The following is a 15,502-nucleotide window of genomic DNA, read 5'->3' on the forward strand; positions in this document are numbered from 1 at the left end:
CTTATTTCCTGGCGATGATCACTGCGCGCATCGGCGCCGGCAGGCCTTCGACGGTTTTGCCGGGGTCGTTCGGGTCCAGGTAGTCGCTCAGGGACTGGAACTTCATCCACTCAGTCGCCCGTTGTTCTTCTACGGTGGTGGTGCTTACGTCCACGCAGCGTACGTCGCTGAAACCGGCACGGCGCAGCCAGCGCTCCAGCGCCGGGATCGACGGCAGGAACCACACGTTGCGCATTTGCGCATAGCGGTCTTCAGGCACCAGCACCTGATTGACGTCGCCTTCAATGACCAGGGTTTCCAGCACCAGCTCGCCGCCCTTGACCAGGCAATCCTTGAGGGCCAGCAAGTGTTCGATCGGCGAGCGGCGGTGGTAAAACACGCCCATGGAAAACACGGTGTCGAAACCTTCCAGGTTCGGCGGCAGGTCTTCAAACGGGAAGGGCAGGTGCCAGGCAGCTTCTTGTTGCAGGAAGCGCTGCACGGCCTGGAACTGGCAGAAGAACAACCAGTTCGGATCAACCCCGATCACGCTATGGGCGCCGGCGCCGAGCATGCGCCACATGTAGTAACCGTTGCCGCAACCGACATCGAGGATGCGCTTGTGCTTGAGGTTGATATGCGGTGCGACCCGTGACCACTTCCAGTCCGAGTGCCATTCGGTGTCGACGTGTACGCCGAACAGGTCGAACGGTCCTTTGCGCCACGGCGACAGGCCCATCAGTGCCTGACGCATTTGCGTGCGGGTTGCATCGTCGCAGTCGGTGTCCAGGGTCAGGCCGTTGAGCAGGTCGATCTCGGTCGGCTTCACGTCGGGCAAGGCATCCAGCGCGCTTTGCCAGCGTTCCAGGTCGCCGTGGCCTTTCTCCATTTTGACGTCGAGCTGCGCTTGCAGAGTGTTGGCCCATGCAGCCAGTGGAGTGCCGGCCAGACGCCGGGCGAGGGGGGAAAGATCAATCATGGCAAGGCAATCAACGAGGCAAAGTTAAGACACTGGAACCACGGCACGACTTTCGAGAACCCGGCCGCCAGCAGGCGCTCGCGGTGTTCTTCGAGGCTGTCGGGCTTCATGACGTTTTCGATGGCGCTGCGCTTTTGCGCGATTTCCAGATCGCTGTAGCCATTGGCACGCTTGAAGGCAACGTGCAAATCGGTGAGCAGGGCGTGTTCCTCGGGATCATTGAAGCGCAGCTTCTCCGAGAGGATCAGTGCGCCGCCGGGCAGCAATGACTGGCGAATCCGTGCGAGCAGGGCCAGGCGCTGTTCGGGGGCGATAAATTGCAGGGTGAAGTTCAATGCCACCACCGAGGCGGGCTTGAACTCCAGCGCCAGGATGTCGCCTTCAATCACATCAACCGGCAGCAACTCCTGGAACATCGAGTTTTGGGCGTTGAGGTATTCGCGGCAGCGCTCGACCATGGCTGGCGAGTTATCCACCGCAATCACCTGGCAACCTTCACTGCGTACATGTCGGCGCAGGGCCTGGGTGACGGCACCCAACGAGCAGCCCAGGTCGTACAGGACACTGTCGGGCTGAGCGAACTGGGCAGCAAGCACACCAAGGTTTTCGACAATGGTCGGGTAGCCCGGCACCGAGCGCTTGATCATGTCCGGGAACACCCGCACCACGTCCTCGTTAAAGGCGAAGTCCGGCACCTGGGCCAGGGGCTGGGCGAAAATACGGTCAGGTTCTTTGCTCACGACGGTTCCGGCGCTGGAATATTTGAAGGGCGCGCATTTTAGCCAAGTTGGCGCCGGGATGCGCGGTCTGTCTGATAAACCGCGCATCTTCAACGCGCCGGGGCGCCAGCCTGTCAGTGATCGCGTTTGCTCTGGCTAAACGCCGAGGCGGCAATACCCCATTGCCCGAGCCAGTAAGTGAGAATGATCAGGTAGGGCGCAGCATCGAACGACAGCACAAAGCGGTTGATTCCGATCATGCTGTCGGAGGCGACGAATGCCAGCGCCCCGGCCGCTGCCAGCCACGCCGAGCGCCCGGGTACGCCACTGCCCAGCCGGGCCAGCGCGCGCCAGAGCATGGCGCTGATGGTCAGGGCGTAAATGCAGACCGGGATCAACAAGTCCCCCAATCCCTTGGCTGCCATCACGCTCAGCAGACTGATGCCTGCCAGTAACGCCAATGCCAGTGCCGGCAGCGCCGGGCGGCGGCAGTCCACCAGGTAGGCCTTGAGGTAAGCCAGGTGGGCAAACAAAAACGCGCCCAGGCCATATACAAACAGGTCCACCGGCCAAGCCAGCAGTATGTCGCCGAGCAGGGAAAACATCAGGCCGATGCTGATCCAGCGCCGATAGGCACTGGGCGGTGCATCCTGCAGCCAGCCGAGCAGGGCCAGCACCGGGACGGCTTTGCTGATCAGACACAGGAGCGTGGCGTGCATGTTCAGGCCGTACAGGTACGCGCCGGCACCCATGACCGCGAGAATCAGCCATGGCATGTCAGTTCACCGTGATCTGGCAATCGAATGTTTGCGCGGGTTCGGCTTCTGGCTCCCAGGGCTGCTGAGAGGTCAGGCGCAGGCGCCCGTTGCCGGTGGCAAATGCCTGAAAGCGCCAGGTCGATTGCCCGCCGCTTCCCAGTAACTGGCCGTTGTCGGTGCTGCTGTAAACCTCAGGGCTCAGGCTGCGCAGAATGCCCCCGGCAGAGTCCTGAATCGCCCAGCGGTAACCCGTGGTGGGATTGCTTGGCAGCGACAGGGTCAAATTTTGCCCGTTGTGCAGTTGTATCGGACAGTCGCTTTGATCTTCAACGGTGAGGTTGTTCGCAGGCGGGTGCGCACAGGCTGTCAGCAGGCTGAGGCTGAGCAGTGAGAGGATACGTGCATGGGGCATTGATGGCTCCGGTCAGACGAATACAAGGGCGCAGCATAACCCATGATTCCCGTAGCTTCCTGTAGTCGCTGACGAGGCACGGGGCTTCAGTCAGGGGGTGCTTGCTGCGCCGTCTATCGCAGCCCCGTTCCTCGTCAGCGACGCCACGGCGTTCGGGTGTTGTAACGACCCGATTGCCGTAGCCGCTGGCGAGTGAAACGAGCCTGCAGCAAGGGCCGGAAAATTCTCCCTTGTTTCAGAACAGTACTTTGGCCACATCGGCAAAGCGCTTGGCGAAATGCACGGTGATGCCCTCTTTCAGGTAGTCCGGCAGCTCCTCAAAGTTGCCCCGGTTAGGTTCGGGCAGAATCAACTCGTGAATTTTCTGCCTGCGTGCCGCAATCACTTTTTCACGCACGCCGCCAATCGGTAACACGTACCCGGTCAGCGTCAGCTCGCCGGTCATGGCGATGCCTTTTTTCGGTGCCTGATTGCGGGCCAGCGATAACAGGGCACTGGCCATGGTCACACCGGCACTCGGACCGTCCTTGGGCGTCGCACCTTCCGGCACGTGCAAGTGCACAAAGGCTTCATCGAAGAAGCGCGGGTCGCCGCCAAATTTCTGCAGATTGGCGCTGATGTAGCTGTAGGCAATTTCGGCCGACTCTTTCATCACATCCCCCAGCTGTCCGGTCAGCTTGAAACCGCGATTGAGGGTGTGGATGCGGGTTGCCTCGATCGGCAGGGTTGCGCCGCCCATGCTGGTCCAGGCCAGACCGGTAATGACTCCGGTGCCGCTGATGACCTGCTCGTTACGAAACGGCGGCATACCCAGCGAAGCTTCGAGATCCCTGGGCCCGATCTTGATCACCGCCGCGGGATCATCCAGCAACTTGACCACCGCTTTGCGTACCAGCTTGCCCAGCTGTTTTTCCAGCTGGCGCACCCCGGCTTCACGGGCGTAGCCGTCGATCACGGCACGCAGGGCGCTGTCGCTGATGCTCAGGCTGTTTTTTGATACCCCGGCTTTCTCCAGTTGCTTGGGCCACAGGTGACGCTTGGCAATGGCGATCTTTTCTTCGGTGATGTAACCGGAGAGGCGAATCACTTCCATACGGTCGAGCAATGGCCCGGGGATCGAGTCCAGGGTGTTGGCGGTACACACGAACAGCACTTTGGACAGGTCCAGGCGCAGGTCCAGATAGTGGTCGAGGAAATCGACGTTTTGCTCCGGATCAAGGGTTTCGAGCAACGCCGAGGCCGGGTCGCCCTGGAAGCTCTGGCCCATCTTGTCGATCTCGTCGAGCATGATCACCGGGTTCATCACTTCGACGTCTTTCAGTGCCTGTACCAGCTTGCCCGGCTGGGCGCCGATATAGGTGCGCCGGTGGCCCTTGATCTCGGCTTCATCGCGCATGCCGCCAACGCTGAAGCGATAGAACGGGCGCCCCAGGGATTCGGCAATGGATTTGCCGACGCTGGTTTTACCCACCCCGGGAGGGCCGACCAACAGCACGATCGAGCCGCTGACCGAGCCTTTGTAGGCACCTACGGCCAGGAACTCGAGGATGCGGTTTTTAATATCATCGAGCCCGGCATGGTGGGCATCGAGCACTTTTCGCGCGTGCTTGAGGTCGAGCTTGTCCTGACCGAACACGCCCCACGGCACCGCTGTCGCCCAGTCCAGATAATTGCGGGTCACCGCGTATTCGGGCGATCCGGTTTCCAGAATCGACAGCTTGTTCATTTCTTCGTCGATGCGTTTTTGTGCCTGGGGGGGCAGGGTCTTGCCCTCAAGACGTTGCTTGAACTGCTCGATATCGGCGCTGCGATCATCCTTGGTCAGTCCCAGTTCCTGCTGGATCACCTTGAGCTGTTCCTTGAGGAAGAACTCGCGTTGATGCTCGCCGATCTTGAGATTGACCTCGGCCGAAATTTCTTTTTGCAGCCGCGCGACTTCGACTTCCTTGCGCAGCATCGGCAGGACTTTTTCCATGCGCTTGAGTATCGGTACGCAATCGAGCACTTCTTGCAGCTCGTTGCCGGTGGCCGAGGTCAATGCTGCGGCAAAGTCGGTAAGCGGCGACGGGTCATTCGGACTGAAGCGATTGAGATAGTTTTTCAGCTCTTCGCTGTACAGCGGGTTGAGCGGCAGCAACTCCTTGATCGCGTTGATCAGCGCCATGCCGTACGCCTTCACCTCGTCGGTGGGGGCGGTATTTTCTTTCGGGTATTCAACCTCCACCAGATACGGTGGACGGTGGTGCTTGAGCCACATGCTGATGCGTACGCGGGTCAGGCCCTGGGCCACGAATTGCAGTTTGCCGTTTTCGCGGCTGGCGTGATGCACCTTCACCAACGTGCCGTATTCCGGGAGGCTGGAGGTGTCGAAGTGGCGGGGATCATCGGGAGGGGTGTCGACAAAAAACAGCGCCAGCGAATGATGCGGCGACTTGCTGACCAGCTCCAGGGTTTCGGCCCAGGGCTCTTCATTGACGATGACCGGCAACACTTGCGCCGGGAAGAACGGCCGATTGTGAATCGGGATGATGTAAACCTTGTCCGGCAGATTCTGCCCCGGCAAGGCCAGCTCAGTACCTGCAGCGTGTTCGGTTGATTCGGTCTCGGTGTGCTCTACATCGGTGTACTCAGTTGTATTGTCCGGGAATTCTTGCTGGTCGCTCATGGGGCACCTGCGCAATTGGGTATGTGTCTTAGATGGGGCGTATTGCCAGTGGTTTCAAGGTGAAGGGTTTTTCATCATCAGGGGCATGGGCCGGTGGCAGCCCCGGGCCCCGGGATTGTCATGGTTCCAGGCGGATTCGCAGGCACAAAAAAAGGCGGCCATCTCGCGATGGCCGCCTTTCCCGGAACCGGCTGTAAGCTTACTCAGCCAGTTTAAACGCTACCACGTAGTCACCTTGCTTGGTGCCCAGCGAGCCGTGGCCGCCAGCGACAACGAGCACATACTGGGTGCCGTCCTTGCCGGTGTAGGTCATCGGTGTGGCTTGACCGCCAGCAGGCAGGCGACCTTCCCACAGCAGCTTGCCGTTGCTTACATCGTAAGCGCGCAAGTACTGGTCAAGGGTACCGCTGAGGAAGGCTACACCACCGGCAGTGGTGAAGGTCCCGCCCAGGCTTGGAACACCCATTGGCAGTGGCAGTGGAACTGGCGAGCTGTCACGCACGGTGCCGTTTTTGTGTTTCCAGATCAGCTGGTTGTTGGTCAGGTCGACTGCAGCCACATAACCCCAGGACGGAGCCTGGCAAGGCAAGCCCAGTGGCGACAGCAGCGGCTCGAGGATGACCCCGTACGGAGCGCCCTCGTTAGGTTGCACGCCTTCGGTTTCACTGACACGCGGACCCAGTGCAGCAATTTCTTCACGGGGGATCAGCTTGGAAGTGAACGCCATGTAGCTCGGGTTCAGGAAGGCGATCTGGCGAACCGGATCGACCGAGATGCCGCCCCAGTCAAACACGCCGAAGTTGCCTGGATACACGATGGAACCTTGCAGCGATGGCGGGGTGTACATGCCGTCATAACGCAGGGATTTGAAGTTGATCCGGCACAGCATCTGGTCGAACGGGGTAACGCCCCACATGTCGCGTTCGGTCAGATCCGGCGGGCTCAGGTTCAGGTCCGAGCGAGGCTGGGTTGGCGAGGTGTGGTCACCCTTGACCGCATCGCCAGGTGCTGGCACTTCATGGATCGGTACGATGTCTTCGCCTGTGCGACGGTCCAGCACGTAGATGCTGCCTTGCTTGGTCGAAGCCAGCAGTGCCGGTTTCACGCCATCGGCTGTTTTCATGTCCATCAGGGTCGGTTGACCACCAACGTCCATGTCCCACAGGTCATGGTGAGTGAACTGACGGGTCCAGCGAACTTTACCGGTATTGATGTCCAGAGCAGTCACGCCTGCGCTGTACTTCTCGGAGTCCTCGGTACGGTCGCCGCCATATTGGTCAGGCATCTGGTTGCCCATCGGCAGGTAAAGCATGCCGAGGTTTTCGTCCACTGCGAACATCGACCACATGTTGGGCGAGTTGCGAGTGTAGGTTTTGCCTTCAGCAATCGGCGTGGTGTCGTCCGGGTTGCCGCTGTCCCAGTTCCATACCAGTTTGCCGGTACGTACGTCGTACGCGCGGATCACGCCGGATGGCTCGTTGGTGGACAGGTTATCGGTTACGTGACCACCAATCACAACCAGGTCTTTGGTCACGGCAGGTGGCGAGGTGGAGTAGTAGCCACCCGGAGTGAAGTCACCGATGTTGTGGCGCAGGTCAACCTGGCCATGGTCACCGAAGTCTTCACACATTTTACCGGTGTCGGCATTGATGGCGATCAGACGGGTGTCGGCAGTCGGCACGAACAGACGACGCGGGCACGAGTTGCTCGCAGTAGCGGCCGCAGGCTCGGCAGGGCTTTGTTCAGTGCCGGCTTTGGCGTAGGCCGCTTCGTCGTGATAGCTCACGCCACGGCAAGTCATGTGCGCCCAACCTTTGAAGTTGGCCTCGTTCATGGTGCTGATCTTCGGATCGAAGCGCCAGATTTCCTTGCCGGTATCCGGGTCAAGGGCAATCACCTGGCTGTGTGGGGTACACACGTACAGCATGCCGTTGACTTTCAGCGGAGTGTTTTCGGCAGTGGTTTCGCCGGGATCGCCAGCGCCAGGAATGTCACCGGTGCGGTATGTCCAGGCTGGAACCAGCTTGTGGGCATTCTGCGGGGTGATTTCTTTCAGCGGCGAGTAGCGGTCACCATGGGCAGTACGCCCGTAGGACTGCCAGTCACCATCGGGCATGGCCGGAGCGGTGTTGGTCATGCCAGGTACGGCATCTCGGTCCAGCTGGCCTTTGATTTCACCCGGGCTGGTGAACTGGCTGGCCAGTGCAGCGGCACCGGCAAGCACTACGGCAACGCCCAGCGCGCCGGTAGCAACCGGAGCTGGCTGACCGCGCAGCAGTGGACGACGAAACCATGGCAGCAGCAACACGATGCCGATGGCAAACCACAGCGCCAGACGCGGCACTAACTGCCACCAGTCCAGACCGACTTCCATCAGCGCCCAGACGGTGCTTGCAAACAGCACCAGCGCGTACAGACCCAGCGCCGCGCGGCGCCCGGCAATCAGCAGCGCGCCGGACAAGCCAAAGCCGATACCGGCCAGCAGGTAATAACTCGACCCGCCGAGCGTCAACAGCTTGATACCCCCGACCAACATGGCCAGGCCCATTAGCAGCAGCAAGATACCGAGTAGGCTTGGTAGCAAGCGGCCTCGACTGAAAGCACCATCAGTGCTCATAGTGTGGTTCTCCGTTACGTTAGAGGTGTTCCCGCGCAGGCTGCCTTTGAAGGACGATTCGAGGCGGGGATGATTCATCGAAATAGGTTCTTTGTTGCTCGCTTCAAACACGGGACTTGCAGCTCGTTCCTCAGAACGAGCTTTGAATTTTCAAACCGCCGATCAGGGCGTCATCTACCTTGCTGACGCCGCCGGGGTGGCGGATGTACTGCAGGTTCGGTCGAACGGTCAGCCAATTGGTGACATGCACGCCGTAATAAAGCTCGGCGCTGTACTCGGTATCCTGGGGCGGCAGGTAGTCCGGGTTATCGAAATCGTAGAGGGCGCGGGCCTGATTGGTGGCCTGGGCATTTTTGCGGTAGGCCGGGTTGACATGCACCCGGGCCATGGCGAAACCGATGTCGTCTTTGGGGCGTGCATCGAACACGCCTTTGTAGATGAGACCTGCCTGAACATAGTTGTCCACGGCGTTGGTTTTCTTGTCGTGAGCGGTGGCATTGGCAAAAACACTCAACCCCCTTGACTGGTCGCTGGCGCGGGAAGTGAGCTGTTGTTGCACGCCCAGCCACATCCCGTTTTTGCTTGAACTGCTGCGATATGCTTCGCCGGTTAACGCGGCCGGTTGGCCATTTACATCTTTGTAAACATTTGTTGCCTTGGCATTACTGTAGTAGTAACCCGCCCGATATTCCCCTGGCAGGCCATTAATTTTTGGCGTCCACACCAGTTCGATCGGCAGCACCGCGCCTTGTGTACCGCTGCCGCTGAGCTTGAAGCCATTGCCGCGATCCAGGTTCGAAGGGTTCTGCTCATAGGCGCCGACCTGTGCATACAACTCGGGCGTCAGGTGGTATTTGACCCGCAGCGCCCACTGGCTGACCGGCCAGTTGTACCAGATGCTGCCGGCCCAGTTGCCGACCTGGGAGCCGCAGAAAGCCAGGTTCTGGAAGTCGCAGGGGAAGGTGTTGAAGTCTTCGCCTTGACCGAAACGACCGACCTTGATGTCGAGTTTCTGATCGAAAAATTTCTGCTGGTACCACATCTGCGTCAGGCGGGTGGTCTGGCCACGGCCCCAGACTTCCTGGGCCGAAGTGAAGCCGCCCACACGCGGATCGTTGATCCGGTCATTACTGATGTTGTTACCGCTGCGCTGGGTAATGGTCAGCTGAAATTCAGCGTCGTTCCAGCCCAGAATCTTCTGCAAGTCCAGATGCGTGCCCAGGCCGAACTGATCGCTGTAGCGCGCAGTGCGGTCATGGTCATAGCCGCCATGCAGGTTCGAACCCACTTCGCCGACATAGTCCAAGGAGAACGCATAGCCCTGTTTTTCAAGCTCGCTTCGCGTGCCGCCCCAGTCGCCGAGCATCCATTTGGAGTCGCTGTCGAAAGCCGGGGCCGCCTGCACGCTGGAGGCAAGGCCCAAAACAGCCAGGGAGCCGAGCAGGCTCAGGGCCTTTTGCCCGGCAATAGGGCGTCGTGCGCCGGGTTTGCGCAAAATCTGAAATGTAGACATGGTCGAGATGTAGGTCTTTATAAATACGGCTATGGCAGTGGGTAGCGCTGTCTTTGGAGGCAGGATTAGCACTTGGAGATTTGAAGGCAGAGTGAATCGATTCAGCCTTCGATGGGGAAATGATAAAGCCCTGAAACGTTTAGAAACAGCACTTTAAGTGACATGGATCATTTCTGATTCGGTAACAGTGTGCTGCGACCGTTCGTCCCAGAGGCTTTTTGCCTCATGTTTGAGGCGGATAGCGGTATATGCGGACCAGATTTTTATTGAGAAGCGTCGAAATAATAAGGCCCCGGGCGGGGCGCAAATGGATATTTAAGGGTGGGAGCTGGCTTGGGCACTGGTGACATGGATCATTTCTGATTCAGTAACAGTGCGCTGCAATCGTTCGGCCCAGAGGCTTTTTGCCTCATGTTTGAATGTGGGAGCTGGCTTGCCAGCGATGCAGGCGACCCTGTTTCCCTGCGCAAGCGCGGTGCAGCCATCGCCGGCAAGCCGGCTCCCACAGGATTGGGCACTAAGTGGCATGGGTCATTTTCGCTATCAGTGCGCAGCGCCCGCTCGGCCCAGGGGCTTTTTGCCTCATGTTTGAATGGTGGGAGCTGGCTTGCCAGCGATGCAGGCGACCCTGTTTCCCTGCACAAGCGCGGTGCAGCCATCGCCGGCAAGCCGGCTCCCACAGGAGATTGGGCACCAAGGGCATGGATCATTTCTGATTTGGTAACAGTGCGCTGCGACCGTTCGGCCCAGAGGCTTTTTGCCTCATGTTTGAATGTGGGAGCTGGCTTGCCAGCGATGCAGGCGACCCTGTTTCCCTGCATAAGCGCAGTGCAGCCATCGCCGGCAAGCCGGCTCCCACAGGAGATTGGGCGTTAAGTGGCATGGATCATTTTCGGTAACAGTGCGCAGCGCCCGTTCGTACCAGGGGTTTTCGGCCTCATGTTTGAATGGTGGGAGCTGGCTTGCCAGCGATGCAGGTGACCCTGTTTCCCTGCACAAGCGCGGTGCAGCCATCGCCGGCAAGCCGGCTCCCACAGGAGATTGGGCACTAAGTGGCATGGATTATTTTCGGTATCAGTGCGCTTCTCCCTTTCGCGCCAGCGGCTTTGTGCCTCATGTTTGAATGGTGGGAGCTGGCTTGCCAGCGATGCAGGTGACCCTAGTACAGCCATCGCCGGCAAGCCGGCTCCCACAAGATTGGGTACAGAGGCGAGAGCGCTAGAAGGTGGTACGCAGGCCGACCTCTATCCCTCGCCCCGGAGCAGGGGCAATATCACGCAAAATCGAGCTGGCATAACGCACTGTCTGGTTGGTCAGGTTGTCGCCTTTGACGAACGCCAGCCATTGGCTGTTGCCCACATCAAAGTGATAGCCGGCACTGGCGCCCAGGGTGGTGTAGCCGTCGGTACCGGACTCATTGGCCGGAACTCGCCCCTGATTGCTGGCATGTTCGACATCGATCCGTGCCTGCCAGCGATCCAGCTCCCACAGCAGGCCACTGCTCAGGCGCAGCGGGGCGATTCGTGGCAAGGCTTCACCGGTGTCGAGGTTGGTGGCGCGGGTGTAGTCACCCGACAGTTCAAGTGCGAACTTGCCGTAGGCACTTTCCCCGAGCGTCCAATGATCCTTGGCTTCGAAACCTGTGAAACGAGCCCGTACTCCGGAGTAGGTGTACTCCGGTATGCCGTCCGCATCGGGCTGACCTTCGTCGTTCAGGGTGCGACCTGTACCCAGCAGGCCGATGTAATTGGAGAAGTGGCTGTAAAACACGCCGAAGCTGCCTTTGTGGGTGCCGTTGTCAAAGCGCAGGGCCAGGTCGCTGGACACGGCTTTTTCTTTGGACAGACTGGCGTTGCCCACCTCATAGGTGCCGGTGGCAACGTGGGCACCGTTGGCGTAAAGCTCGTAGAAGGTCGGTGCGCGTTCGGTGTAGCCGAGGGTGGCGGCCAGCGACCAGATGGGGGTGAGGGTAAACACGGCGCCTGACGACAGGCTGGCGGCGGTGAAGCTTTTGGAACTGTCAGCGGCAGAAAAACGCTCGTTACCCTTGGCGTCCGGGTCCACCACGGTATGTTCCAGGCGCCCGCCGAGGCTGAGTTTCAGCCTGTCAGTGGCCTGCAGTTCTTCGAGAATAAACAGCGCGCCGCTGTTGGTGTCGGTCTGCGGCACGAAAGCTTCCTCGCCCAGCGCCGAGAATTCGTTGCGATTGACCTGCGCGCCGATCACCCCGTTCAACGGCCCGAGCGGCAGGTGACGGGCTTCGACCCGGGCTTCGTAGCCCTTGTTCTTGAAGGTGGTACCCACTTCACCCCCTTCGATTTCGCGATGCTCGTAATCGGTGTACCCGGCATTCAGTTTCAGGGCGCTGAACGGCCCTTGCAGGTTGCGTATTTCCGAGGCGAAAGCGTAATGGTCCTGCTTCATGCGGATGCGTACGTCCTGCTCTGCAGGCGAGCCGTAATTGGCGTCGTAAGTGCTGTAGGACAACCCGGCGTAACCGTCATCCCAGGTGTAGGAACCGCCCAAGGCACCGCCATCCTGACGACCGTTACTGTTACCCAGGCGGCCCCTTTTACTATCGTCGTCACTTTGCGGGGCGTGCCGGCTGCGGGCCTCGCCCGGGATTTTCAGGTCATTGAACTCGCGGGCGTTGGCATCCAGGTGCAAGGCGAAAGTGCCATCGCCAGCTTCCAGTTTGCCTGCACTGCTGCGGGTGGTTGCGGCGCCGCCATAACGCAGTTCACCGGCGCCATGAATTCCGTCGATGGCTTCAGTCGGGATGCGGTTGTCGAAGGTGTTGACCACGCCGCCGATGGCATTGCCGCCATAGAGCAGAGCCGCCGGGCCACGGACGATTTCGATCCGCTCAACATTGACCGGGTCCAGTGGCACCGCGTGGTCGTATGACAGCGACGAGGCATCCAGCGCGCCGACACCATTGCGCAGGATGCGGATCCGGTCGCCATCCAGTCCGCGAATGATTGGTCGGCTGGCGCCCGGGCCGAAGTAGGACGAAGACACGCCGGGCTGTTTGTTCAGGGTTTCCCCCAGGCTGCCTTGCTGTTGCAGGGTCAGGTCGTCGCCCTCCAGCACCGTGGTCGGCGAGGCCAGCTGGCTGCTACCCAGAGGATTGCCGGTAATCACTTGGGGTTGCAGTTCGAGGGCATAGGCCGGGGAGGCGATGAGCAGTGCGGTGGCCAGCGGCGTCAGGCGCAGGCGTCGCAGGTTACGTGGGAAAGCAGGGGCGGACATTGCAGGTTCCTTGGCAAGGGACTGGGGAGGACAGGGGGCGCTGAGCGCTCTTTGAGTGGCAAGTAATAGTTACAATATAACATTGCTTTAATGGTCGCCAAGCGGAACTTTCATTTGGCCGTCAGGTCACCGCTAGACTGGCTGCATAGCGAATGCTCTTCCCCCTGAGCAGGTGCTCGGCTAAGGTGCGCGACTTTCCTCTATTGCTTAAAAGGCTCGGCATGACTGAACCCAACAACAACCCATTGCACGGCGTGACGCTGGAACAGATCCTCACTGCGCTGGTGGCGCATTACGAGTGGGAAGGGCTGGCCGAGCGCATCGATATTCGCTGCTTCAAGAGCGACCCGAGCATCAAGTCGAGTCTGACCTTCTTGCGTAAAACTCCCTGGGCGCGGGAAAAGGTCGAAAAGCTGTATGTGAAATACGCCCGTACCAAACGCGAACTTTGACAGACCCATGAACGCAACCGCGATGGGATTGAGCGAAGCCCGGCAGCGCATGCTATGCAGACTGGTGGCGATACTGGGATGGATCGGGCTGGCCATTCAGCTTGATCTGGTGCTGTTTGCGCGCTGGACATCGGGAGCGAGTCTGGTGGGGGGGCTGGTGGCCTACTTCAGTTTTTTCACCATCCTCAGCAACACCCTGGCCGCGACAGTGTTGACCTTTGCCGCTGGCACGCGAAATGCCACAGGCAAGGGGTTTTTCCTGCAGCCCTGGGTCAGCAGCGGCATTGCCGTGAGCATTATCGTGGTGGGTGTGGCGTATAGCCTGCTGCTGCGCCAGCTCTGGCAACCGCAGGGCCTGCAATGGCTGGCCAATGAAGTGCTGCACGACATAATGCCGGTGCTGTTCACGTTGTACTGGTGGTTCTGCGTACCCAAAGGGTCGCTGCGCCTGAGCCATATCGGGCTATGGGTTTTGTACCCTGCGCTGTATTTCGCCTACATCCTGTTGCGCGGCGACTTGCTGGGTACGTACCCGTATCCGTTTGTTGACGTTGAAACCCTTGGTTATGCACAGGTGTTCGTAAATGCCTGCGGGATTCTGGCGGGGTTTGTGCTGGTGGCGCTGGTTGTCGTGGGGCTGGATCGCTGGCGCGGCCGAACAACCCTGTTGTTGTAGGAGCGAGCTGATTGTGCCTGGAAGCGCTCGCTCCTGCAGGTCAGGCAGGGCTATTCTTCTGAACTGCTGTCCAGCCGCCAGTAACCTGCAGCCTTGACGAATTCTTCATCCAGCCCGTGGCTATCCAGCAACACTCTGCGCACTTTGCGCGACAACGCCGTTTCGGTAGCGACCCAGGCATAGAGCTTGCCTTGTGGAACGCTCAGTCCTTCGACGATCTCCAGCAAGTTGTTTGAGCCGTCGCGGTGAACCCAGATCACTTCCACTGAGGCTGCGCTGTTCAAAGTCTGCTCTTCAGCGGCGTTCTCCACCTCGACCACCACCAGGGCGCGACGATTGGCGGGCAGTTCTTCCAGGCGCCTGGCAATTGCTGGCAACGCGGTTTCGTCGCCGATCAGCAAGTAGCTGTCGAACATGTCCGGTACTACCATCGAGCCCCGCGGACCACCGATATACAACGATTGCCCCGGGCTGGCCTGAGCCGCCCAGGTGGCTGCCGGGCCGTCACCGTGCAAAACAAAATCGATGTCCAGCTCAAGTGTGTCCAGGTCATAGCGACGCGGGGTGTAGTCGCGCATCGGTGGCATGGTCTTGCTCTTCATGCCTGCACTCAATTCCAGATTTTCCAGGGTCGCCAGTTCCTCGGCGGTCTGCGGGAAAAACAGTTTGACGTGGTCGTCGCTGCCCAGGCTGATAAAGCCTGTGAGCTCAGGGCCACCCAGGGTGATGCGGCGCATGCGCGGGGTCAGTTCGACCACCCGCAGCACTTCAAGTTTACGACGTTTGATTTCGTGGGTGACCCGGTGAATGGTCCGGGTATCAGCGGTATTCATTGAGCATCCTCCTGTGCGGTAACAGGGCCGTCGACTATGGCTTTGGCAGTGTTGTTGAGCAAATCGCGGACCCGCACAATTTCTGCCGGGCTCCAGCGACCGTGATGCATTTGCAGGGCGTGGCGCAGGTTGTGCACCGCTTCGTGGATTTCTGCCGGACGATCATGGCCGCGCAGTGAGCGCTTGCTGACCTCGATGCGCATACGCACGCCATCCAGGGCAATGGCCTGATCCGTCAGGGACTGGCGACCCAGGTCGGTCACGCAATAGCGTTTTTTCCCGCCCTCAGCATCGCCCTGGATCATTTCGCTTTCTTCAAGGAAGGTCAGGGTCGGGTAGATCACACCGGGGCTGGGGCTATAGGCTCCGTCGAACATGGTTTCGATCTGGCGGATCAGGTCGTAGCCGTGGCAAGGCTGCTCGGCAATCAGGGCCAGCAGCAGCAATTTCAAATCGCCAGGTGCAAATACCCGTGGGCCGCGGCCACCGCGTTCGCGGCCTGAGCGTTTTTCGAAACTGTCCGGGCCCGCGCCATGGTCGCGGTGATGGGGATGATGTTCTCTCATTTCTCTTAGTTCTCTCTGCAAGTTAGATACAACTTAAGATATATCTTAAGAAGAGCGCAAGCGCAGTAGACGAACGGTAAT

Annotated in this window: 12 protein-coding genes; 2 read left to right on the top strand and 10 right to left on the bottom strand. The window is 59.7% G+C overall.

What is annotated here, in order from left to right; translation table 11 throughout:
- Position 1: 1 nt before the first annotated feature.
- The 8 genes from cmoB to JQ848_RS04680 form a co-directional block, all read right to left on the bottom strand.
- Entirely contained in the window at positions 2 to 958 is a 957-nt protein-coding gene (gene cmoB, locus JQ848_RS04645; RefSeq protein WP_003443286.1) for a tRNA 5-methoxyuridine(34)/uridine 5-oxyacetic acid(34) synthase CmoB, read from the bottom strand.
- Positions 955 to 1,698, bottom strand: coding sequence for a carboxy-S-adenosyl-L-methionine synthase CmoA (cmoA, locus tag JQ848_RS04650; protein WP_003443285.1), 744 nt, complete (start codon positions 1,696 to 1,698; stop codon positions 955 to 957). The genes cmoB and cmoA overlap by 4 nt, the downstream gene beginning before the upstream one ends.
- A gap of 113 nt (positions 1,699 to 1,811) precedes the next feature.
- A complete protein-coding gene (locus JQ848_RS04655) occupies positions 1,812 to 2,453 on the bottom strand; it encodes a lysoplasmalogenase (RefSeq protein WP_010655641.1) in 642 nt (213 codons plus the stop codon).
- Between the two features lies 1 nt (position 2,454).
- Positions 2,455 to 2,847 carry a protease inhibitor I42 family protein gene (locus JQ848_RS04660; RefSeq protein ID WP_003443281.1) on the bottom strand — a complete coding sequence of 131 codons (393 nt, stop codon included), beginning with the start codon at positions 2,845 to 2,847 and terminating at the stop codon, positions 2,455 to 2,457.
- 235 nt (positions 2,848 to 3,082) lie between these two features.
- Positions 3,083 to 5,512, bottom strand: a complete 2,430-nt coding sequence (lon, locus tag JQ848_RS04665; RefSeq protein ID WP_127196111.1) for an endopeptidase La — start codon at positions 5,510 to 5,512, stop codon at positions 3,083 to 3,085.
- 199 nt (positions 5,513 to 5,711) lie between these two features.
- On the bottom strand, positions 5,712 to 8,129 hold the full coding sequence (locus JQ848_RS04670) for a glucose/quinate/shikimate family membrane-bound PQQ-dependent dehydrogenase (protein WP_010655644.1): 2,418 nt from the start codon (positions 8,127 to 8,129) through the stop codon (positions 5,712 to 5,714).
- Positions 8,130 to 8,259: 130 nt separating this feature from the next.
- On the bottom strand, positions 8,260 to 9,642 hold the full coding sequence (locus tag JQ848_RS04675; protein WP_167542001.1) for a carbohydrate porin: 1,383 nt from the start codon (positions 9,640 to 9,642) through the stop codon (positions 8,260 to 8,262).
- A gap of 1,218 nt (positions 9,643 to 10,860) precedes the next feature.
- Positions 10,861 to 12,894 (bottom strand): TonB-dependent receptor, encoded by a 2,034-nt coding sequence (locus JQ848_RS04680; RefSeq protein ID WP_202210307.1) that lies wholly within the window; start codon positions 12,892 to 12,894, stop codon positions 10,861 to 10,863.
- Between the two features lie 221 nt (positions 12,895 to 13,115).
- Here JQ848_RS04680 and JQ848_RS04685 point away from each other — a divergent pair, with 221 nt between their 5' ends.
- Complete coding sequence (locus JQ848_RS04685) at positions 13,116 to 13,346, top strand: VF530 family protein (RefSeq protein WP_003443274.1); 231 nt, start codon at positions 13,116 to 13,118, stop codon at positions 13,344 to 13,346.
- Between the two features lie 22 nt (positions 13,347 to 13,368).
- A complete protein-coding gene (locus tag JQ848_RS04690; protein WP_202211238.1) occupies positions 13,369 to 14,022 on the top strand; it encodes a Pr6Pr family membrane protein in 654 nt (217 codons plus the stop codon).
- 50 nt (positions 14,023 to 14,072) lie between these two features.
- Here JQ848_RS04690 and JQ848_RS04695 read toward each other — a convergent pair whose 3' ends face one another.
- Both JQ848_RS04695 and JQ848_RS04700 read right to left on the bottom strand, forming a co-directional pair.
- Positions 14,073 to 14,855, bottom strand: coding sequence for a siderophore-interacting protein (locus JQ848_RS04695; RefSeq protein ID WP_202210308.1), 783 nt, complete (start codon positions 14,853 to 14,855; stop codon positions 14,073 to 14,075).
- Positions 14,852 to 15,421: a PadR family transcriptional regulator gene (locus JQ848_RS04700; protein ID WP_003443267.1), complete on the bottom strand. Its 570-nt coding sequence runs from the start codon at positions 15,419 to 15,421 to the stop codon at positions 14,852 to 14,854. The genes JQ848_RS04695 and JQ848_RS04700 overlap by 4 nt, the downstream gene beginning before the upstream one ends.
- Positions 15,422 to 15,502 lie beyond the last annotated feature (81 nt).

Source organism: Pseudomonas paraversuta, from assembly GCF_904067025.1.
Classification (GTDB): domain Bacteria; phylum Pseudomonadota; class Gammaproteobacteria; order Pseudomonadales; family Pseudomonadaceae; genus Aquipseudomonas; species Aquipseudomonas paraversuta.